This window comes from Anaerobacillus sp. ABD4_527, from assembly GCF_056160805.1.
The window spans coordinates 632,261-653,622 of the sequence record NZ_JBSWXZ010000001.1; the positions used below are offsets into that span (position 1 = coordinate 632,261).

General features: G+C 41.5%; 17 protein-coding genes. 16 read left to right on the plus strand and 1 reads right to left on the minus strand.

The genetic code is table 11. From position 1 onward, the window contains the following. Window positions 1-21: 21 nt before the first annotated feature. The gene (locus ACXAHI_RS03275; RefSeq protein ID WP_474845921.1) at window positions 22-1,119 is read left to right on the plus strand and encodes a GerAB/ArcD/ProY family transporter; all 1,098 of its coding nucleotides are present in this window, start codon (window positions 22-24) and stop codon (window positions 1,117-1,119) included. Continuing rightward, window positions 1,116-2,219: a Ger(x)C family spore germination protein gene (locus ACXAHI_RS03280; protein WP_474845923.1), complete on the plus strand. Its 1,104-nt coding sequence runs from the start codon at window positions 1,116-1,118 to the stop codon at window positions 2,217-2,219. Before ACXAHI_RS03275 ends, ACXAHI_RS03280 begins: the two co-directional genes overlap by 4 nt. Before the next feature lie 28 nt (window positions 2,220-2,247). On the opposite strand, the gene ACXAHI_RS03285 is transcribed toward ACXAHI_RS03280, so the two are convergent. Next, window positions 2,248-4,416: a GDYXXLXY domain-containing protein gene (locus tag ACXAHI_RS03285; protein WP_474845925.1), complete on the minus strand. Its 2,169-nt coding sequence runs from the start codon at window positions 4,414-4,416 to the stop codon at window positions 2,248-2,250. A 383-nt stretch (window positions 4,417-4,799) separates the two neighbouring features. On the opposite strand from ACXAHI_RS03285, the gene ACXAHI_RS03290 reads away from it, so the two are divergent. From ACXAHI_RS03290 to ACXAHI_RS03355, 14 genes are all read left to right on the plus strand, one after another. Further along, window positions 4,800-6,152: a diaminobutyrate--2-oxoglutarate transaminase gene (locus tag ACXAHI_RS03290; RefSeq protein WP_474845927.1), complete on the plus strand. Its 1,353-nt coding sequence runs from the start codon at window positions 4,800-4,802 to the stop codon at window positions 6,150-6,152. Continuing rightward, window positions 6,149-7,636 carry a pyridoxal phosphate-dependent decarboxylase family protein gene (locus ACXAHI_RS03295; protein WP_474845929.1) on the plus strand — a complete coding sequence of 496 codons (1,488 nt, stop codon included), beginning with the start codon at window positions 6,149-6,151 and terminating at the stop codon, window positions 7,634-7,636. The genes ACXAHI_RS03290 and ACXAHI_RS03295 overlap by 4 nt, the downstream gene beginning before the upstream one ends. Beyond that, window positions 7,633-9,384: an IucA/IucC family protein gene (locus ACXAHI_RS03300; RefSeq protein ID WP_474845930.1), complete on the plus strand. Its 1,752-nt coding sequence runs from the start codon at window positions 7,633-7,635 to the stop codon at window positions 9,382-9,384. Before ACXAHI_RS03295 ends, ACXAHI_RS03300 begins: the two co-directional genes overlap by 4 nt. Then, entirely contained in the window at window positions 9,374-9,919 is a 546-nt protein-coding gene (locus ACXAHI_RS03305) for a GNAT family N-acetyltransferase (protein WP_474845932.1), read from the plus strand. The genes ACXAHI_RS03300 and ACXAHI_RS03305 overlap by 11 nt, the downstream gene beginning before the upstream one ends. Then, a complete protein-coding gene (locus tag ACXAHI_RS03310; RefSeq protein ID WP_474845934.1) occupies window positions 9,912-11,225 on the plus strand; it encodes a lysine N(6)-hydroxylase/L-ornithine N(5)-oxygenase family protein in 1,314 nt (437 codons plus the stop codon). Before ACXAHI_RS03305 ends, ACXAHI_RS03310 begins: the two co-directional genes overlap by 8 nt. A gap of 15 nt (window positions 11,226-11,240) precedes the next feature. Beyond that, window positions 11,241-13,049, plus strand: coding sequence for an IucA/IucC family protein (locus tag ACXAHI_RS03315; protein ID WP_474845935.1), 1,809 nt, complete (start codon window positions 11,241-11,243; stop codon window positions 13,047-13,049). Window positions 13,050-13,089: 40 nt separating this feature from the next. After that, window positions 13,090-13,737: a GNAT family N-acetyltransferase gene (locus ACXAHI_RS03320; protein WP_474845937.1), complete on the plus strand. Its 648-nt coding sequence runs from the start codon at window positions 13,090-13,092 to the stop codon at window positions 13,735-13,737. After that, a complete protein-coding gene (locus tag ACXAHI_RS03325; protein WP_474845939.1) occupies window positions 13,724-14,698 on the plus strand; it encodes an alpha/beta hydrolase in 975 nt (324 codons plus the stop codon). Before ACXAHI_RS03320 ends, ACXAHI_RS03325 begins: the two co-directional genes overlap by 14 nt. Window positions 14,699-14,840: 142 nt before the next feature. Continuing rightward, complete coding sequence (locus tag ACXAHI_RS03330) at window positions 14,841-16,049, plus strand: acyl-CoA dehydrogenase family protein (RefSeq protein WP_474845941.1); 1,209 nt, start codon at window positions 14,841-14,843, stop codon at window positions 16,047-16,049. A gap of 17 nt (window positions 16,050-16,066) precedes the next feature. Beyond that, complete coding sequence (locus tag ACXAHI_RS03335) at window positions 16,067-16,840, plus strand: SDR family oxidoreductase (protein WP_474845943.1); 774 nt, start codon at window positions 16,067-16,069, stop codon at window positions 16,838-16,840. A 91-nt stretch (window positions 16,841-16,931) separates the two neighbouring features. Then, a complete protein-coding gene (locus tag ACXAHI_RS03340; protein WP_474845944.1) occupies window positions 16,932-17,501 on the plus strand; it encodes a TetR/AcrR family transcriptional regulator in 570 nt (189 codons plus the stop codon). A gap of 29 nt (window positions 17,502-17,530) precedes the next feature. Beyond that, window positions 17,531-18,415: a 3-hydroxyacyl-CoA dehydrogenase family protein gene (locus ACXAHI_RS03345; RefSeq protein ID WP_474845946.1), complete on the plus strand. Its 885-nt coding sequence runs from the start codon at window positions 17,531-17,533 to the stop codon at window positions 18,413-18,415. 25 nt (window positions 18,416-18,440) lie between these two features. Then, window positions 18,441-19,505 carry a phosphotransferase family protein gene (locus ACXAHI_RS03350; RefSeq protein ID WP_474845948.1) on the plus strand — a complete coding sequence of 355 codons (1,065 nt, stop codon included), beginning with the start codon at window positions 18,441-18,443 and terminating at the stop codon, window positions 19,503-19,505. Between the two features lie 28 nt (window positions 19,506-19,533). Beyond that, window positions 19,534-21,267 (plus strand): acyl-CoA dehydrogenase family protein, encoded by a 1,734-nt coding sequence (locus ACXAHI_RS03355; protein WP_474845950.1) that lies wholly within the window; start codon window positions 19,534-19,536, stop codon window positions 21,265-21,267. The last annotated feature ends 95 nt before the right edge of the window (window positions 21,268-21,362 follow it).

Here is a 21,362-nt window from a genome sequence, read left to right on the forward strand (position 1 = left end):
CATTAAATGGAGTTGGTGAGCGTGCCAAATTTCAAAAATAATACGTTAACCTTGACCCAGTTCACATTACTAATTTACGGAACTCAATCTGGGATTGGGATATTGTCATTACCAAGAGACTTAGCTGAAATTGGTGACACGAGCAGTTGGATCGCGTTATTCATTGGGTATGCGTTAAGTGTAATTGCATCGATCATTATCATTCAAGTAATGAAAAAATATCCTGAAGATACGATCATACAGCTATTTCGACGTTTTTTTGGTAAATGGCTAGGTTCCGTATTCTCAATTTGTTGGATTGCCTATACAGCCTTAGGGATGTTCCTGATTACAGCTACTTCCGTCTTCATCATCAATACATGGGTGCTCCCAAAAACTGCTCCTTATCTTATTCTTTTAATCATTACCATACCTAGTTTTTATTTAGCTAGAAATGGGCTAAGAATTATTTCACGCTTCAGTGTTCTCGTTTTCTTTTTCACTTCTTGGATGGCTTTCTTATTCATGAGTCCAATGATTACTGGTGATCTGCTAAATTTATTACCGATTATAAAAGATGGGTTCATGCCGATCATAAAATCCGTGCCAAGTATTACCTTTTCTTTCTTAGGATTAGAACTGTTATTTATCATTTATCCATTCTTAGAAGATAAGACGAAAGCGATTAAAGGAATATTGATTGCGAACGGTATAACATTATTAAGTTATTTGGTCGTTACGTTCGGATCATTTATCTTCTACGGACCTTATGAAGTACTTGAATATGTTTGGCCAACACTAAACTTAGTAAAGCCGATCGAGTTTCCGTTTCTTGAACGCTTCGAGATTATCTTTTTATCTTTTTATTTACTGATCTTAGCTACAACTGGGATTCCATATTATTTCGCTTCCTCATTTAGTATTGCTCAACTCTTAAAGCGACAAGATCATCAAATTATTCTGTTTCTAACACTTCCCATTTTGTATATATGCTTTTATTTCTTCACAAACTCATTAACAAATCTAGATAAACTAGGAGGCATTTTTAATAAGGTTGGTCTCGGCATTGCATTTTTCATGCCCCTATTGCTAATGGTGTATGGTTGGTTGTTTAGAATGGTTAGGAGGCGGAAATCGTGAAGTATCGAAAATACATAACCGTCATTATGCTGCCACTCATCTTTTTAGTTGGATGCCGATCGGATCAACTTTCACTAGAAAGAACCTCGATTGCATTAGTCGTGGGAATTGATAAAAGTGAAGAAGAAGGTGACATGGAGATCTATCAAACGAGTCCAGTATTCAGTAGAGAAGCGAAAGACACCGTAGCAACTCTTGAGACAACAGCCCATTCTTTAAGGCAAGCTAGAGATAACTTAGACTCTCAAAGTGCAGGGACTGTCGTTGGAGGAAAACTCCAAGTATTGTTGTTAGGAAAAGATCTGATGAAAGAGCAACCAATATTCGACGAGTTAGATGTTTTTTACCGTGATCCGAAAAATTCTCCTAATGCAAGGATTGCTTTGGTGGATGGATCTGTGCAAGAAGTGATGGAGTTTAGACCAAGTGATAAACCACGAATTTCCGTTTACTTATCAGACTTAATCGACACCACTCACTTGAGAGAAAACGCTGTACTAACAACGTTACAAGAATATCACTATGCAAATTTCGAAAAAGGCATAACGCCTGCTGTTACGGAAATTAAATTGGTAGGTGAAGAAATTCAGGTACAAGGCACAGCTTTATTAGACAATAATGGCAAATACATCTTTTCAATCGGGCATTTAGATAGTTCTATCCTTCAAATGTTAAAAAAAGATGTACAGGAACCAATACCGATTTCCCTCATTGTAGAAGATCCTAATAAAGTTTTGAGTGTAGGGGTTACACGTATCAAAAGTAATGTCGATGTAACCTATAAAAAAGATCAGCTCACGTTTGACGTGAAATTTAAATTAAAGGTAGCTATCACAGAAAACACATCTACAATCGATCTCGAAAAGGATCAGAAAAAGATAAAACGAATCATAGAAGAAGAAATCGACAAAAAAACAATTGCTCTTGTGAAAAAAGTACAAGAAGAGAAAATCGAACCGTTTGGGTTAGGGAAATATGTGCGAGCCTTCGAATACGATAAATGGAAAACATTTGAGGATAAGTGGCCTGAAGAATTTTCTGAAGCTGATTTCAATGTGAAAACAACCGTTGAGATCATTGAACATGGAGTCGTACAATGAAAAAAGCGCCGATAAGGCGCTTTTTTGTTTATTTACCCAGCTCCGTCAGAATCGCATTTCCGTTAGAGCCAACCTTTACGATTGCATATTCCATCTCTTCGTATTTTGCTCCTGTCCCTTCTTGTATAAAAAAGCTTTCGATTCCATAGTGAACAGAGCCGTTTCCATTTAACACGCCATTGATGATCACATCAGAACTAGATGGTGTATACGCGTCGTTCCAGTTTCCTCCGACTCCATAGATCCCTGAATACTCGTGATATCCTTCATCATTCTTCTGCAATACAACTGTTATTTTTTTCTGCGTATCGGTTTTGGCATTGTTTAAAGTAGAAATCTCATAGTTAAGACGGACATAATCACCTTGAAGCATCGACCTTGGATCGATTGGGGCTAACTTAAGCTTCATTTCAGTACCATTCCGTACGATCATTTCATTGTGAAACCCTTGATAAAAGATGAATGCTGTCATGACGATCACGATGAGAAGAAGGGATTTCCATTTCGTCTTAACGAATGAAGGAGAGACTTTAACCTCCTGTTTATCCTTTTTCGATAAGTACCACGTAACCCCAAACATGATGAACGAAGCGATCAATAAGGTAATCGATTTATGAAAAAGTGCCCATGCAAAGTCATAGTATTTGTAGACTAGAAACGCAAATAGAAAGATGATCCCTACCCAATAGGAAAAAAGGTGACGCTTCGTTCTATAGAAAATCATTGTAAACACGATGACAAGAAACAAACAGTTGTAAAACCAATATTCCCATTCGCCTTTATTCATAAATGTAAGTGCAAACAGCAGGGATATCGTATAAACAATTGCATTAGAGCGAAGCCAATTTCTTTTAATGAGAAAAAAGAGACCTATATTGATCAGTGCCATCAACAGGAAATAATGATCGATTTCAATACGATCGAATAATCCACGATTCTCACTAAATACAAAGAGGGAGAGAAGGAGAGACGCATTCAATAATAAATAGAGATACAGGTCAATCCATCGATGATTGAATACTTTTATGAAAAGCATAATAGCACCTATCGTGACGATTGCGTAATAAGGAAGTTGTGTACCATCACTACTAAATACATAAGTGAAATAATGAATCATTGTACTTCCAAACATTATGGTGATTCCAGCCAAAAGCAGGACGTGAGAAAGGAGTGGGACGCCCTTTTTAACCAACATCGATGGAAGTATGAGTAGTCCGATGGAAGCTAGAAACACAGTGAGAAAGGAAGATGTCCAAAGTGTTAGTAACCCAGTAAAGGAACTGATCAGCATAAGAGTACAGAAGACCGTAACAATAACAGATAAAGAGGACTTCATTCGTTGTTTCCACGGATCAGACACTTTGCTAGAAAGTTCTAAGCGGTTTAAATAGATGAGCGTGAACACGATGAGCACAATAATTAAGGCAAGAAAAATGAAGTATACTCCGATTCCGATCACATCATATACGACAGACACGCCTTTAAAGAATAGAAATAGTGAAATACCTAGTCCACTTACAATGAACCATACTCGATTTTCTCTATTTTTCCATAAGTACAAGCTAACGAGCATATACCCAACGTAAAGCCAGGCAGTGATTCCAGTGTAAAAACCGGATCCAAAGCTCTGAGTTAAAAATATTACATGCATGATCCCAAAACTTCCATATTCAATCCATCTCGAAGATAGATAGGATGAGCGTGAAAGAAAGAACCACGCATGGCAAAACAAGAGGAACAGCAGCAGAAAAAAGAACTCCTGACCGTCTGTCCAACCAGGGTCATAAGAAGTAGGGAAGATGTAAAAGAAATAGATTGCAACTGATAACAGAAAACTCAGCACAAACAGCGGTTGATACCTAGTCAAAAACGAGAAGGCAAGGACAGGGATGAACCAAACGAGATAGAGCATGTAAGAGTCAGCGTGTGAATTGTATGTTTGACCAATCACTGCCACACTCACCCCGAACGCAATTGCTCCCGCTAGCCATATCCATTTTTCTAAGAACGAGTATGCAGGTTGAAAATTCGATAAAACAAACGAAAGGAGAAAGAAAAACAACATAAGGATACCTGCTAGAAGAACTTTTTCCGTTCGCTCAAATAGCTGCCAGTTAGAAGCGAAGAAATAGATGATACTACTGATCAGTAACGATAGTGCGACAAGATAGCCTGTTGGGATTAATTTAGAATGCATGATAACCCACCTTTCATGTCGTCTTCAGCTTCTATAATGATATGTCCTGAACTTCATAAACTTGTTGAGCTGATTCATAAATAAATTATTACAGATTATTCGTTAAAAACCCTTCTTTCACAACAAAAGAAAAGAGCTTATCCACCATAAAGATTCCTTCAATCTTCACCGTTTTATGGATATACTTCCGTCAACAACTGAACATACACTATCGATTTGTAAAATAATAGCAATAATTCAGGTTATATGTACCCATGTGGAACTAAAAAAATATAATTGATAATAGTTCTCAAGTACTGTTGACTATGATAATCATTATCATTTATGCTTAGTGCTGTAGAAGTTATTGAAAATGATTATCAATTGAAAAAGGAGTTTTGATTATGATTACCCAGGAAAAAACCACCAACAATACGCTGTTACAACAACAGGAGAATCGAGAGTCTAACGCGAGATCTTATCCGAGACGTATTCCTATCGCTATCGATCATGCAGAAGGAATCTTCGTAACAGACATGGATGGGAAGCGCTATTTGGATTGCCTGGCAGGTGCAGGTACACTCGCGCTCGGACATAATCACCCTGTTTCAGTTGAAGCGATGAAACAGGTTATACACGATAAACGACCTTTACATACATTAGATATTACAACTCCAGTAAAAGAAGAGTTTGTAAGCGAAGTATTCTCAAGCTTACCTGAAAAGATGGCTGACAATGCCAAGATTCAATTCTGTGGACCTACTGGTGGAGATGGAATTGAAGCCGCTCTCAAACTAGTAAAAACCGCTACAGGTAGAAGCACGATCTTAACATTCCAGGGAGGGTATCACGGCTCCACACACGGAACGATGTCGATCAGCGGGAACCTTGCACCGAAAGAACGCGTTCCTGGTCTTATGCCGGATACGCATTTTCTACCTTATCCTTACGCATACCGTTGCCCTTATGGTGTAGGTGAAGAAGGACATAAACTTTCAAGCACCTATATTGAAAATCTATTAGATGACCCAGAAAGCGGCATTCTTCCTCCTGCAGCAATGATTCTAGAAGTTGTACAGGGTGAAGGCGGCTCAGTACCAGCACCGATCGAATGGCTTCAAGAGATGCGCCGTATCACAAAAGAACGAGGCATTCCGTTGATCGTTGACGAGATTCAAACAGGGATCGGTCGAACTGGTAAACTGTTTGCATTTGAACATGCGGGCATTACACCTGATGTTGTCGTTCTATCAAAAGCGATTGGTGGGAGTCTCCCTCTTTCAGTCGTAATTTATGATAAAGAACTCGATAAGTGGAACCCTGGCGCGCATATTGGAACATTCCGTGGAAATCAAATGGCGATGGCAGCTGGAACAGCTTCACTTAAATACATCAAAGAAAACCGTCTTCATGAGCATGCGAATAGAATGGGTGAAAAATTCCTATCCTCACTATCCACTTTCAAAGAAAACGTCCCTGAAATCGGGGATGTAAGAGGAAGAGGCTTAATGCTTGGCGTTGAAATGGTCGACCCATCCAAACCAGCAACAAAAACTGGCGGTCTACCTGCCAATCCAGCTTTGGCAAGTCTCGTCCAGCGAGAATGCTTCGATAGAGGATTGATCTTGGAAGTTGGCGGACGCCACGGTAGCGTAATCCGTATTCTTCCTCCGCTTATTATCACGGAAGAACAAGTAGAGGAAGTTATTACAATCCTACAAGATGCCGTTCGATCTGCAGTTGGAAAACTAGGATGAATACTCTTTTAGGAACGCATCCGTTTGATACGGCGATATTAAACAAGGGACCTGGTGCAAAAGAACTTCAGCACCAGGTTCAACAAGCGACGGAAACACTTTTGCATTCCCTGCAACAAGCTGAACATCCTTATCAAGGAAAAGCACCTGAAGATGTAAAGAATGAGATTCGTGAGCTCATTTCTTTTCAAGATAACCAATCGTTTACAGACATCGTAACGGACCTACATAAAACCGTACTCTCTAACAGTTTGTTTGTCTCGCATGAGAAGAGCATTGCTCACTTACACTGCCCACCGGTCATCCCAGCCGTTGTGGGTGAGCTCATTATCGGAGCGATGAATCAATCGTTAGACTCATGGGATCAAAGTCCTGCTGCTACGTTCATGGATCAAGAAATGATCCATTGGCTAACGAGTCAATTCGAGTACGACGAAGGTTCCGATGGTGTCTTTACAAGTGGTGGTACCCAGTCCAACTATATGGCGGTGCTGTTAGCACGAGACAACTATTGCAAAAAGAAATGGAATCACGATGTAAAACGAGATGGTTTACCACAACAATTCAATCGCATGAGAATTCTTTGTTCGGAGAGTGCTCATTTTACAGTGAAAAAATCAGCAGGGCAGCTAGGCCTTGGTGAAAATGCAGTCATATCGGTCAGAACCGATGAGTCCCACCGCATGTGTACGGATCATCTCCGTTCGTTGATCGAAGAGATGAAGATGCAAGGGTTGTTTCCGTTCCTCATCGTAGGAACGTGTGGAACGACGGATTTTGGAAGCATCGATCCGTTAGAAGACCTTGCTGCCATTGCAACAGAAGAGAAGATATGGCTTCACGTTGACGCAGCGTTTGGTGGTGCTCTTATTCTTTCGGATACTTACCGATGGAAACTTAATGGGATTGAACAAGCCGATTCGATTACCGTTGATTTTCACAAACAGTTTTACCAACCTATCTCATGCGGGGCTTTTCTATTAAAGAATGGCGAACACTTCAATCTCATGAATCATGTAGCAGATTACCTTAATCCAGAAGAAGATGATGAAGAAGGAATCCTGAATCTTGTTGCAAAATCCACCCAAACAACGAGGCGCTTTGACTCATTAAAGCTGTATCTTTCTCTCAAAACAATCGGGTTGGACCTCTTTGCAGACATGATCGATTCTACATTCGAGCTCGCAATAGATGTAGCAGACTATCTTCGTGAGCAAGAGGACTTCGAGCTCCTAAATACGGAACCTGAATTAAACACGGTTGTATTCCGGTATGTGAGGGGAGAAGAAAAAAAACTTAATCCGCTCAACCGTAAAATACAACAGGAACTTTATCATTCGTATGCAGCGATTGCTAAAACGACGATTGATGAAAAACAATATTTGAAATTCACGATGCTAAACCCGAGGACGACACTTCCTGATGTAGTAGAAATACTAAATCGCATTCGAGTTCTTGGTGAGAATTGGAGGAAACACGTTTGAAGCACGCAAAAGATTTCGCTGAACGCGCAACAATGCAGAGTTTTTTAAATTGCTATCTAAGAGAAACGTCGCATTACTATAAAGTGAACGAGTTTTATGACGCATTGAGCACATACGATCATGTCATCTCGTGCCCACTTTCAAGTCAAGGGATCGAGCTTTTAATCCCAATTAACTACTGGTCTTTGACAGGAAGGCATTTGTTCCATTTTCCGATGTATTACAAAGTCGCAGATAGTCCGTTACTACCGCTTGATTATGTGACGTTAACGAGTCTGATCATAAAAGAAATTCTTCTCGACCAAAACAAATCTGGCTCAGAAGATGAACTTGTTATGCGCGTATTGTTAAGCAAACAGTCCATCGAATCAACGTTAAACGAGCGCTATGAGGAACGAGAAGAATTAAGTGAAGAAGAATTTGAATTTATTGAGACGGAACAATCGTTGTTACTTGGTCATCTCTTACATCCTACGCCGAAAAGTAAACAGGGGCTAAGCGAGCGAGACAACGAAACCTACTCGCCTGAATGGAAAGGAAGCTTTCAACTTCATTACTTTAGCGCTCATCCGTCAATCGTCATAGAGGATTCTGCTCTAGATCGTGGCGCAAGTAAATTGATTAAAGAGGAACTTAGCGCTGATCAAGAATGGTTGGAGCAATTTGACCACCTGGTATTGATTCCAGTTCACCCGCTACAAGCGATGAAGCTACTCGAACAAGAAGATGTCCAAAACCTTCTGTTACGTGGAGACCTTCAGTATATCGGCCCTGCTGGAAAACCATTTTCAGCAACATCTTCGTTCCGAACGGTGTACAACAAAGATTCCGAGTTTATGTACAAGTTTTCAGTACCGGTTAAGATCACAAACTCTCTTCGCATCAATCAACAAAAAGAGCTAGATCGTGGTGTCGAAGTGTCTCGTTTGCTCTCGACTGCGTTTGGAAAAGAATTAAACACTCATTTTCCCGCCTTCCATATTATGCAAGACCCCGCCTACATCAACATTGAAGGTGTAAAAGGGTTCGAGACAGTCATAAGAGAGAATCCTTTCAAAGAAGTGAGTAGGCAGGCGACATGCATCGCTGCACTATGCCAAGATAACGCTTTTGGCGAAAAATCAAGACTTTCTGCTATCATTCATGGGATTGCGCGTAGGGAAAAGCGCTCACTCGATTCTGTGAGCAGTGATTGGTTTAAGAAGTATCTTGATCTTTCACTTGAACCGATGCTTTGGCTCCATCATGAGTATGGACTGTCTCTAGAAGCACACCAGCAAAACTCTGTCGTAGTGTTAGAAGATGGCTATCCGAAGCATTTCTACTATCGCGATAATCAAGGGTACTATTTCAGTGAGTCAAAGGCACATGCGTTAAAAGCCCATCTTCCTTCATTAAATGACCGAAGTGATACGATTTGTTCAGATGAAGTAGCAGTAGAGCGCTTCACATACTATCTCTTTTTCAACCACCTTTTCGGCCTGATCAACGGCTTCGGAAGTAGTGGATTAATTCGAGAAACTGACTTGATCGATATGGTTCGTTCAAGACTAGCAAGCAATGAACACAGTGATTCTTCACCATTAATCAAGAGTTTACTTAACGACCCTGTCATTTCATGCAAAGCGAATCTACTCACTCGTTTATATGACATGGACGAACTAGTTGGTTCGCTTGCAACGCAATCTGTTTACACGATGGTCCAGAACCCTATCGCAAAGGAAGTAAAGGTGACTCATGAAAACTAATTCATTAGAAACGATCTCCTTTCAACGGGTGGAGTTTGATCGAGATGTGGAATTACTCCATAAATGGATGAATGAGGACCATGTTCATCCATTTTGGAATCTGAACGTCTCATTCGAATCCTACAAAGACCATCTCAAAAAAGCGCTAGCCGACTCCCACCATTCTCTTTATCTAGGGTTGTACGGAGGAAAACCGATCAGCTATTGGGAGGTTTATTGGGTTAAAGGAGATGTAACAGAAGGGACCTATGAAAACGAACCATTCGACCAGGGCGTTCATCTCCTTATAGGTGAAAAAGATCACCTTGGGAGAGGACTTGCTCTTCCACTTCTCCGTGAAATGGTTAAGAAGCAATTTAAAGAAAAACAAACAAAACGGGTCATCGCTGAGCCTGATATTCGAAACGAAAAAATGATCCATGTATTTAAACAATGTGGGTTTGAACCTGCTTATCCAATCAACCTTCCAGACAAAACTGGACTATTGATGTTTTGTGAGCGGGAACGATTTGAAAGGATGTGGGGAAATGCCTAATGAGTTTTACGATGTCGTAGGAGTCGGGATCGGGCCATTCAACTTAGGACTAGCTGCGTTAGCGGAACCGCTTGATCTTGAGGTCGCGCTATTCGATCAGAAAGAATCGTTCGATTGGCATCCCGGAATGATGATCGATGGTACAACACTTCAAGTTCCGTTCTTTGCTGATCTCGTTACGATGGCTGACGTCAGAAGCAAGTACAGTTTCTTGCATTACCTTGAACAACATAACAGAATGTACCATTTTTATTTCTTAGAAAAATTTCATATTCCAAGAAAAGAATACAACCATTACTGCAAATGGGTGAGTGAAGAACTGTCATCGTGCCATTTCGGGCATCGCGTCCAATCGGTAGAACCCATTAACCTGTCACACGAAGAGACGTGTTATGAGGTCATTGTTCAACACGTCCAAACTTCCGAAACAAAAGTAGTGTATGCAAAGAACGTGGTACTTGGCATCGGCTCTGTCCCTAGCATACCCGAACCGTTTCAACATGCACTTGGTGACTCTGTCTTTCATTCATCACAGTATTTGGATCATAAAAAATTCATCAAACCGAACCAATCGATCGCTGTGATCGGAAGTGGACAAAGTGCTGCAGAAATCTTTTATGACTTAGCGTCAGAACAAGAAGAAAAGGACTATTCACTAAGCTGGTATACACGCTCTAACGGCTTCTTCCCAATGGAGTATTCAAAGCTTGGCTTAGAGTATTTCTCACCTGATTACACAAAGTTCTTCTATCAACTCGATCAGGAAAAGAAGGATGAACTGCTAAAAGATCAAGGGCTGCTCTATAAAGGCATCAGTGCTGACACAATCTCAGACATTTATAATCTTCTCTATGAAAAGTCTGTTGGTGGTGTTGAACCTGATATTCATCTCCAAGCGATGACAAGCGTCAACAAACTTGTTCGTGACGGTAGACGTTGGAAGCTCTCTGGTAAACAAACCATCACGGATGAAGACATACTCATCGATGCAGACCATGTGATCTTTTGTACGGGCTATCAACAATCAACACCCTCATTCTTGCCAGATGCGGTTGTAATGAAAGATGAACAAGGACGACTGCAAATTTCAGAAGACTATCGAATCAAAACAATAGGTGGGAACCACGGTAGCCTGTTCGTACAGAATGGCGAGCTGCATACCCACGGTGTCGGTGCTCCAGACCTCGGTTTAGGCGCACACCGTAATGCTGTTATCTTAAATAAAATTATGGGCTATGACGTGTATCACCTTCAAAATGAAAACGTGTTTCAATCATTCGGATCAAAAGTACTTGCTACTACATAAAGGAGGCGGAATAATATGCTACACAAAAACGAACTCATGAACGTTTTAACAGAAGATAACTGGATTACTGTAAATAAAGCGCTTCTCGCTAAGATGATGTCTGAGTATATGTATGAAGGCATGATTAAACCTGAAGTTTCAGAGGATGGGAACGGGTGGTTAACATGTCAGTTGATCATCAATGATACAAAGCGATACATATATCGTTCAAAGCGTCGTTTATTCGATAGCTTCTATGTTGATCCTGAATCCATCATCATTCAACAATCAGAAAACACGGTAGAAGCAGCGAGCGCTATCGATTTTCTCCTTGATATTCAACCGATCATCGGCATGTCCAGTGAAACGGCGGGGCATCTCATTAAGGAATTGAATCAGACCCTTTTAGCAGACCTTCACCTTTTAACGAATCATGTTTCTTCAGATGATCTCGTCGACATGGATTATGCTCTCCTTGAAGGGTATATGACTGGTCACCCTTGGATTACATACAACAAAGGACGAATCGGATTCGGGTATGACGATTACCTTTCCTTTGCTCCTGAACAGCAAAACGAACTTTCATTATCATGGATTGCTGTTCATAAAGACAGCAGTTCCTTTCAAGCGGTTGAAGGGGAGTCATACGACCACCTGATCAACAACGTATTATCAGAGGAAGATCGCAAGCGTTTTTCTCAAGAGATGATAGACAAAAATGTGACGGTCGAAGATTACTACTTCATGCCGATTCATGAATGGCAGTGGAAAAACACGATTATTCAAAACTTCCCTGGTGAGATCGCGAACAAAGTGATCATTCCGCTCGGAGAATCGTCTGATCGCTATTTACCCCAACAATCGATTCGAACGTTTGTTAATATGACAGATAAAAAAAAGCATCATGTGAAGCTACCAATGAGTATTTTAAACACGCTCGTGTATCGAGGGCTGCCAGCAGAGCGAACGTTGATTGCTCCGACGATCACAAGCTTTATTAAAGGAATCTATGAAAATGATACCTTCCTAAAAAACGAATGCCGTGTGATCCTACCGGGTGAGATCGCAAGTTTAAACATTGATCAAAAGCATTATCTCGATCTACCGAACGCGCCTTATCAATACCTTGAAATGCTAGGGGTTATATACCGTGAGAGCATCTACACGTACCTTGAAGATGGAGAAGAAGCGATCACGCTTGCAGCACTTCATTATGAAGACCATGATGGGAAGCCATTTGTGAAAAGCTTGATCGAGAAGTCAGGTCTAAGTACAGACGAGTGGATTACGGCATTCATGGATGTGACCTTGAAGCCACTTCTTCATTACTTATACCGATATGGCGTTGTATTTTCACCACACGGCCAAAATACGATTCTTGTTCTGAAAGATTACAAGCCTCATCGATTAGCGGTTAAAGATTTCGTGGATGACGTGAATATTAGTGATCAGCCGTTCGAGGAGTTAAGTGTGCTAACAGATGACTTGAAGAAAGTCCTCAGAAGTGAGCCACCTGAAGGTCTCACGCAGTTCATCTTCACAGGTCTATTTATCTGTCACATGCGCTACATGTCGTCTGTTTTAGAACGTTCAGATCTTATGGATGAAACGTCATTCTGGAGTAAGTTAGCTGAAAGCATTGAATCCTATCAGAACAGGTTCCCGGAACTGTCAGAACGATTCAAGCTGTTTGATTTCTTCAAACCAGAACTTACAAAGCTTACACTGAACCGAAACCGTATGGTGGACTACGGCTATGGTGACGGTGATGACCGTCCACACGCATCTGAATTTGGTAAGGTAAAAAACGCTTTGCATCAGTTCGCTACAACCAATCAGGCTTAACATGGCGGGGATCTCCCCGCCTTTTTATAAGGGGGATAAGATGAAAAGAGAGATGATGAAAACAGAATGTCAATTTACTCACTTAGGACGAACCATTTCGTTCCGTCCTATCGAAGTTGAAAGCGATTTACCAACTCTACACAACTGGATGCACCAAAAGCATATCAAACCATTTTGGAAGCTCAATCTTTCAATGGAAGACCTTCACACTTGGTTAACGAATTCAACTCAAGCAAGTCATAAAGATGTCTATATGGGGTACGTCGATGACGAACCAGTGTGTTATTTGATCGCGTACGACATTAAAGAAGATGCGATCAAGAACTATTACGATGCAGAGCCAGGCGACCTCGGCATGCACTTATTGATTGGTCCTCGTGAATACTTAAATCCAACTGATGGAGAAGCGATCATTCTTGCGATGGGATACTACCTCTTTAATAAATATGGTGCCAAACGGATCATCGGTGAACCTGATGTAAGGAACCGTATCATCCTTCCAATCATCAAACGATTCGGTGCAAACATTCTAAAGGAAATCGAACTTCCGAACAAGAAAGCAAAGTTAGTTGCAATGGAGCAAAAAACGTTACTAAACTACTGTTCCGAATTTAACACTAGCGCAACGTTGAACATTGGGGATGCAAAGAAGTTGTGTGAGGGGACCATAACGAATGACTCACATTGATGCAGCAACATTAACCCTCATTTCTCGCATTGGAGAGCGAATGAAGGAACTTGAGCATCCGGATTTAAGCGTTCTTTCTCCTGAACAATCCCGATATTACTATGAGGAAGCAAGAGCATACTTTACTCCTATTAAAGTAGATGAGCTTACGGTTTATCATACTGAGATTGGTGAACACAACATACCAGTTAAAATTTATACGCCTCAACACTCAAACCCCTTACCAATCGTCATGTATTGCCATGGAGGTGGATGGGTATTCGGCTCGATTGAAAGCAGTGATAGCTTTTGCAGATATATGTGTCAATCACTTGGATGCATGATTGTATCCGTTGGCTACCGGTTATCACCAGAGCACCCATACCCTGCTGCACTTATTGATGTACTCGACACACTTAAGTGGTTGAAAGAAAACGGCGAACAATTTGGCGGTGATTCATCAAACATTTCCATTTCAGGAGAATCTTCAGGAGCAAACCTCGCAGCAGCTGCGAGTCTCGTTTGGAAGCGTGAGCTGAGCTCTCAACTGTTGATCACACCAGTATTGGATTACAACCTTTCAACAGCATCATATCTTGAAAATCACACGTATAACTTAACGAGTGAAAAAATGGACTGGTTTTGGAATCACTATTTAAAAGACAAGGACAGCGCGAGTGATCCGCTTGTTTCACCTTTACGCGCAGAAAAGTTGGATGACGTTGCTCCTGCATTCATCGTGACAGTTGAAAAAGATCCACTCCGTAGTGAAGGAGAAGCGTTCGCGAGTCGATTACATCACGCAGGTACACTTATTAAGCACGTTCACTATACGTCACTTCTACATAGCTTTATCAATATGATCGGGAATAGCCAAGCAGCAAAGAAAGCTGTCGACGATTTGTTTGATGCTTATCGTGAGGTTCTTCACGGAAAAGGATCGACTAAGGAATCGAACTCTACTTTTTACGAATATGTCTAGAGTCATTTTTAAGAAGGAAGATAAGGAAGCGGGTGAATCACCCGCTTTTTTATTATTATGTTGAATATTCTGAAATTACATTTTATACTAATATCATAAACATACCAACCGGTTAGTTAGTATTATGAGGAGATGAATAACGATGAACTTTACCTATTCCGAGGTGTGTCAATCTTACCTCGAACGAGTATCAGCATTTATGGATACATACGTTTATCCGAACGAAAGCGTCTATGAAGACCAGCTTTCAAAACAAGAATCACGCTGGTCAGATGTTCCTCCAATTATGGAAGAGTTAAAGAAGAAGGCGAAGGAAGAAGGACTGTGGAACCTCTTCTTACCCGACAGCGAATATGGAAAAGGGCTATCTAACACTGATTATGCTCCGATATGCGAAGTGATGGGACGCTCCATGATTGGACCTGAGGTGTTCAACTGTGCAGCACCGGACACCGGGAACATGGAAGTTCTCGTCAGGTACGGCACTGATGAACAGAAAAAACAGTGGCTCGAACCGTTACTTTCGGGTGACATTCGTTCGTGTTTCTCGATGACGGAGCCTGATGTCGCTTCTTCAGATGCAACGAACATCCAAGCTCATATTGAGCGAGATGGTGATGAATACGTCATCAATGGGACGAAATGGTGGTCATCTGGTGCAGGAGATCCACGATGTAAAATCGCAATCGTGATGGGAAAAAGTGACCCTACTGCTGCGAAACATGAACAGCAATCGATGATCTTAGTACCTCTTGATACAAAAGGTGTCACCATCAAACGAATGCTTCCCGTCTTCGGTTATGATCATGCTCCGCATGGTCATGCAGAAATTGAGTTTCGAGATGTTCGGGTACCCGCATCTAACATCGTTTGGGATGAAGGAAAAGGATTTGCGATCGCACAAGGGAGACTTGGACCTGGTCGAATCCATCACTGCATGCGGTTAATCGGAACAGCTGAGCGTGCGCTTGAGGATTTATGTAAGCGTGTACATAACCGTGAAGCATTCGGCAAGAAACTTTCAGAACAAGGGGTTGTAAGGGAATGGATCGCTGACTCTAGAATTGAAATCGAGCAAGCGAGACTTCTCACATTGAAGGCTGCCCACATGATGGATACCGTAGGAAATAAAGAAGCAAAAGCAGAAATTGCGATGATTAAAGTCGTTGCTCCGAATATGGCTCTAAATGTGATCGACAGAGCGATTCAAGCATGCGGTGGCGCTGGAGTAAGCGATGATTATACGCTTGCAGCACATTGGGCGAATGCTAGGACATTACGACTTGCTGATGGGCCGGATGAAGTTCATCGAAATGCTGTCGCGAAACATGAACTGAATAAGTATCGCTAAAAAGGGAGGAACACAGCATGAATGTGATGGAGTTATTTAGCTTATCAGGAAAAACAGCCATCGTGACTGGTGGCGGAAGAGGACTTGGAAAACAAATCGCAGAAGGATTCGCAGAAGCTGGTGCAAACGTCGTTGTTTGTTCAAGGAAATTGGAAGCATGTGAAGAAGTTCGAGATGAATTAGAAAAAATCGGCGTTAAATCCCTTGCATTCGAGTGTGACGTAACGAATCAGGAACACATCCAAAGAGTCGTCGATGAAACGATGAAACAGTTTGGGAGAATCGATATTCTCGTTAATAACAGTGGCGCAACGTGGGGAGAGTCTGTTATCGAGATGCCTCTTCAAGCGTGGCATAAAGTGATGGAGGTGAACGTAACCGGCACATTCCTTTTTTCACAGACAGTAGGTAAAGAAATGATCAAGCAAAAAAGCGGTAAAATCATCAACATCGCATCTGTTGCAGGACTCGGTGGTGCTGATCCTCGTTTCATGAATGCGATCGGCTACAACACGAGTAAAGGAGCAGTCATCACATTTACAAAAGATTTAGCCGTAAAGTGGGGAGAACACAACATCAACGTTAATGCGATCGCTCCTGGTTTCTTTCCAACAAAAATGTCAAAGGGACTTATTGAAGCTGGTGGTGACAAAATACTAGATTCGACGCCTTTAAATCGATTTGGTTCTGACGACGATCTAAAGGGTGCAGCATTGTTTTTGGCTTCAAATGCATCCAACTATGTAACAGGAGATATTCTCGTCGTAGATGGTGGACAGCACGCCATGTGATTAGGAGTTACGTCAGTCACTAAGGGGATTTCAGATTAAGCTTCATAAGACTAGAAAACGATAATACGCGATAGATAGAGAGGAACCTACTATGAAACACAAACTAACATTGAAAAGCATCGAGCTATTTGAGAAAAAAGGATTCAGTGAAACATCGATACAAGATATCGTAGACGCCGTCGGTGTGACGAAAGGTACCTTCTACTACTATTTTAAAAGTAAAGAAGCACTGTTGATGGACATTCATTCTTCTTACATCGACAGCATGATTCAGCAGCAAAAAGAGATTTTAGAAGACGGCTCAAAGAATTGTCGAACAAAGCTCTATGACATGGTCTACATGCTCATTCATAACATTGAGCTCGAAGGAAAAAGTGCGCGCGTCTTCTTTCGTGAAATAAAGAATTTGAATGAAGGTAATTTATCAGAGATTTTACCGAAGCGGGACCAAATCCGTTTTCACTTTGAAGACCTGTTAAAGCAAGGCGTTGAAAATGGAGAATTCCGAAACGACCTTAATATCGGAATCGTCACTTTTGGTATTCTTGGCATGTCAAATTGGACTTACCAATGGTACCAGCCAGATGGACCTTTGCCTGATAAAGAAGTAGCTAGAATATTCGTTGACATGGTGTTAAATGGCATTGAGGAAAGCAATTAAATCTTCAGTATTCTTAAGGAGGAACGAAAATGAACCATTCAGAAATTAGGAACATCACAGTTCTTGGAGCAGGATCGATGGGGCATCAAATCGGCATGCTCTGTGCACTCGGAGGATATAACACAACCATTCAAGATATTAATGAAGAGGCACTAAAAGGGGCACGTGAGAAACTTGAAGACATCATGACAAAGTGGGTTAAAAAGGGAAAGATCACAGAAGAAAATGTACAAGCAGCAATGAGTAGATTGCACTTTACTACAAGTTTAGAAGAAGCGGCTGTTCGAGCAGATTTTATCATCGAAGCCATCGTCGAGAAACTAGATGCTAAACGTGACGTCTTTCAAAAGATCGATGAATACGCATCTCCTGAAGTCATCCTTGCAACAAACAGTTCAACGATTGTTAATTCTCTCCTCGCATCTGTTACGAATCGTAAGGATAAAGTAGTGAACATGCATTTCTTCTTCCCGCCGCTTGTAATGGACTGTGTCGAAGTTGTTATGAGTGAGGAGACCTCAGAAGAGACCGCTCGTGTCACAATGGAACTCTGTGAACGAATCAATCGCACAGGCGTCTTACTAAGAAAAGAAATTTCAGGATTCGTTGCAAACCGTATCCTAGGCGCATTACAAAAAGAAGCGATGAACTTATACGAAGAAGGAATCGCAGACTTTGAAGATATCGATCTAATCTGTAGAAAAGCACTCAAGCACCCGATCGGTCCATTTGAATTGATGGATCTATCAGGAATCGATGTCGGCTACTATGTGATGCAGCAGCGTTACAGTGAAACTGGTAATCCTGAGGATAAACCTCCTAAGTTCATTGAGGAAAAGGTAAAAGCAGGGACACTTGGACGTAAAACCGGTAGAGGCTTTTATGACTATACAAAAAAACAAGTGAAGAACTAGCAAGCTACTAATCTGGAGGTGAACGATGTCTTATTCAGATGATACGATTTCTGTTCGAGAAGGAGAAGAGCTCGATCAACGAAAGCTTGAAAACTTTTTAAGAGAAAACATCGAGGATTTGCCTGATGATTCGCTTACAATTCGTCAATTTGGTACCGGTAGTTCCAATTTAACGTATGAGCTATCGATAGGTGAGTGGGAAGCCGTTCTCAGAAGACCTCCCCTAGGACCTGTAGCACCGAAGGCTCATGATATGGAGCGGGAATTTACGATCTTGAAGGAACTACACCCGATCTTCCCTTTAGCTCCTAAGCCGTATCTCTATCATGAAAATTTGCTAGGAGCTCCATTCTTTTTAATGGAAAGAAAGAGAGGTGTAGTGGTCGACACATCATTTCCTGATGGGTTTCAACCATCGGAAGGGCTATGCAGAAGCATGTCTGAGTCGATGGTAGACACACTCGTAGCGCTTCATAGCATTAACTATGAAACAACTAGATTGAAAGAAATTAGTCGTCCAGACGGATTTATGGAACGACAAGTTCACGGTTGGATCAAACGTTATAACCGTTCGAAGACAGATGACATTAAAGGTGTTGAAGAGCTAACGCATTGGTTAGCAGATAATATTCCACACTCACAACAACCTACTATTATTCATTATGATTTCAAACTGAATAACGCAATGTTTGCTCATGATGACCTAAGCAAACTAGTTGGTTTGTTTGATTGGGAGATGACAACCATTGGTGATCCTCTCGCAGATCTTGGAGCGGCAATGGCGTACTGGCTGCAAGAAGATGACCCAGAACCGCTTAAACAAGGAATGGGAAAACCACCCGTCACAGTGATGAAAGGGTTTATGACGAGAGATGAATTTATCGAGTCTTATGCGCGTAAATCCGGTAGAGACGTTTCTCAGATGAACTTCTATTTAACATTTGCTTATTTCAAACTCGCTGTTATTTGTCAGCAAATCTACTATCGCTTTAAAAAGGGACAAACGTCAGATGAACGTTTTCGTCACCTCAATCACTTCGTTGCAAGCCTAATCGCTCACGCGAGGAACAATGTGAGTGTAAAACGGTAAAAAAGCTTCACCTTTAAGGAGGTCTCACATGGCAGACACAAAGGCAAATCCCGCGGGCTCTGCGTTCCTTTTTCAAAGAGCAGACGACGTTTTTACTCCTGAAGAATTTACAGAAGAACACCGTATGATCTCAAAGACAGCTCGTCAGTTTGTAGAGAGGGATGTGAATCTACATAGAGAGGCGATTGAACAGCAGGATTTCGATCGAGTTGTTTCGCTATTGAGGAAAGCGGGACAGCTTGGATTACTTGCTCACAGCATTCCAGAAAAATACGGAGGACTTGGGCTCGATAAAATCGCTAAAGGGATCGTTGGAGAGGTGATTGGAGAAACGAGCGGTTATGGTGTTGCTCACTCCAACCATACATGCATCGCTACGTTACCGATCACTCACTTTGGTTCCGAGGAGCAAAAGAAGAAGTATTTACCCAAGCTTGCTTCAGGTGAATTTATCGGTGCGTATTGTTTAACAGAGCCGAATGCTGGATCCGATGCGCTAGCATCCCAAACGACGGCTGTACTGAATAAAGAAGGAACGCATTTCCTCTTGAATGGAACAAAACTATATATTACGAATGCGGCATTTTCAGATACGTTTATCGTGTATGCCAAGATCAATGGCGAACAGTTTTCAGCATTTATTGTAGAGAAAGATTTCCCGGGTCTATCACTCGGACCTGAGGAAAAGAAGATGGGGATTAAAGGCTCATCGACTCGATCAGTGATCATTGAAGATTGCATGGTACCAGTGGAGAACCTTCTCGGAGAGACAGGGAAAGGGCACGTGATTGCCCTAAACGTACTGAACTTAGGTCGTTTCAACCTCGGTTCAGCATGTACTGGTGGTGCAAAGCATGCCATGAAGTTAGCGCTTCAACATACGAATGAACGGAAACAGTTTGGACGAACCATCGCTGAATTTACGGCTACTCAAGATAAAGTAGCGCGTATGATGGCTACAATCTACGCTTCCGAGTCTCTTCAATATCGAACGGCATCTTTGTTAGAGGGAGCCATGAAAAGACTTTATGACGAAACGGATCATACGATTATCGGCAAACAAATGATGCAGTATGCAGTCGAGTGTGCGATTTGTAAAGTTTTCGGTTCAGAAACGCTAGATGAAGTCGTCGATGAATCGCTTCAATTACATGGAGGAGCCGGTTTCATACAAGAGTATCAGATCGAGCAGATGTACCGTGATTCAAGGATTAACCGAATCTTCGAAGGTACAAACGAGGTAAATCGATTATTGATCATCGGAACGCTGTTTAAGAAAGCAATGAAGGGTGACATACCGATTGAAGAGCTAGTCGAGAAAGCAAGACGAGATTTAGAAGACAATCGTCATGAATCTCTAAATGAAGAATCAGCTATCCAGAGCATCCGAAACGTTTTTCTGTACTGTGTAGGAAGCGCATATGAGAAACACGGTGAGCGGTTGATGGAACATCAAGAAACTGTGATGAAGCTTTCAAATATCGCGATTACGTTATATGCTGCAGAGTCCGCTGTTCTTCGAGCGGTGAAACACCAGAGTGATATAAAACTCATGCTTGCGAGAACGTATTTAGAAGAAGCTCTTCAAACTACTGAGTCAACTGCTCGGAAGCTACTTATGAGTCTTTTACCGAAAGAAGAAAAACATCAAGCTGTTCAACTCGTTTTCAATGAACTTTCACCTTACGATTTTGGAAGTTCGATTGAACGGAACAGAAAAGTTGCTAAACATAGCTACAAGAAACAGAAGTACGAGGTGTGAAAAGCGGGAAGGATTCGATGTTAGCCCTATCAAAAAATGCAATCGCTTTCTTATTATAAAAATTCACGATGATTCGATCATCGAACAATAAAAGG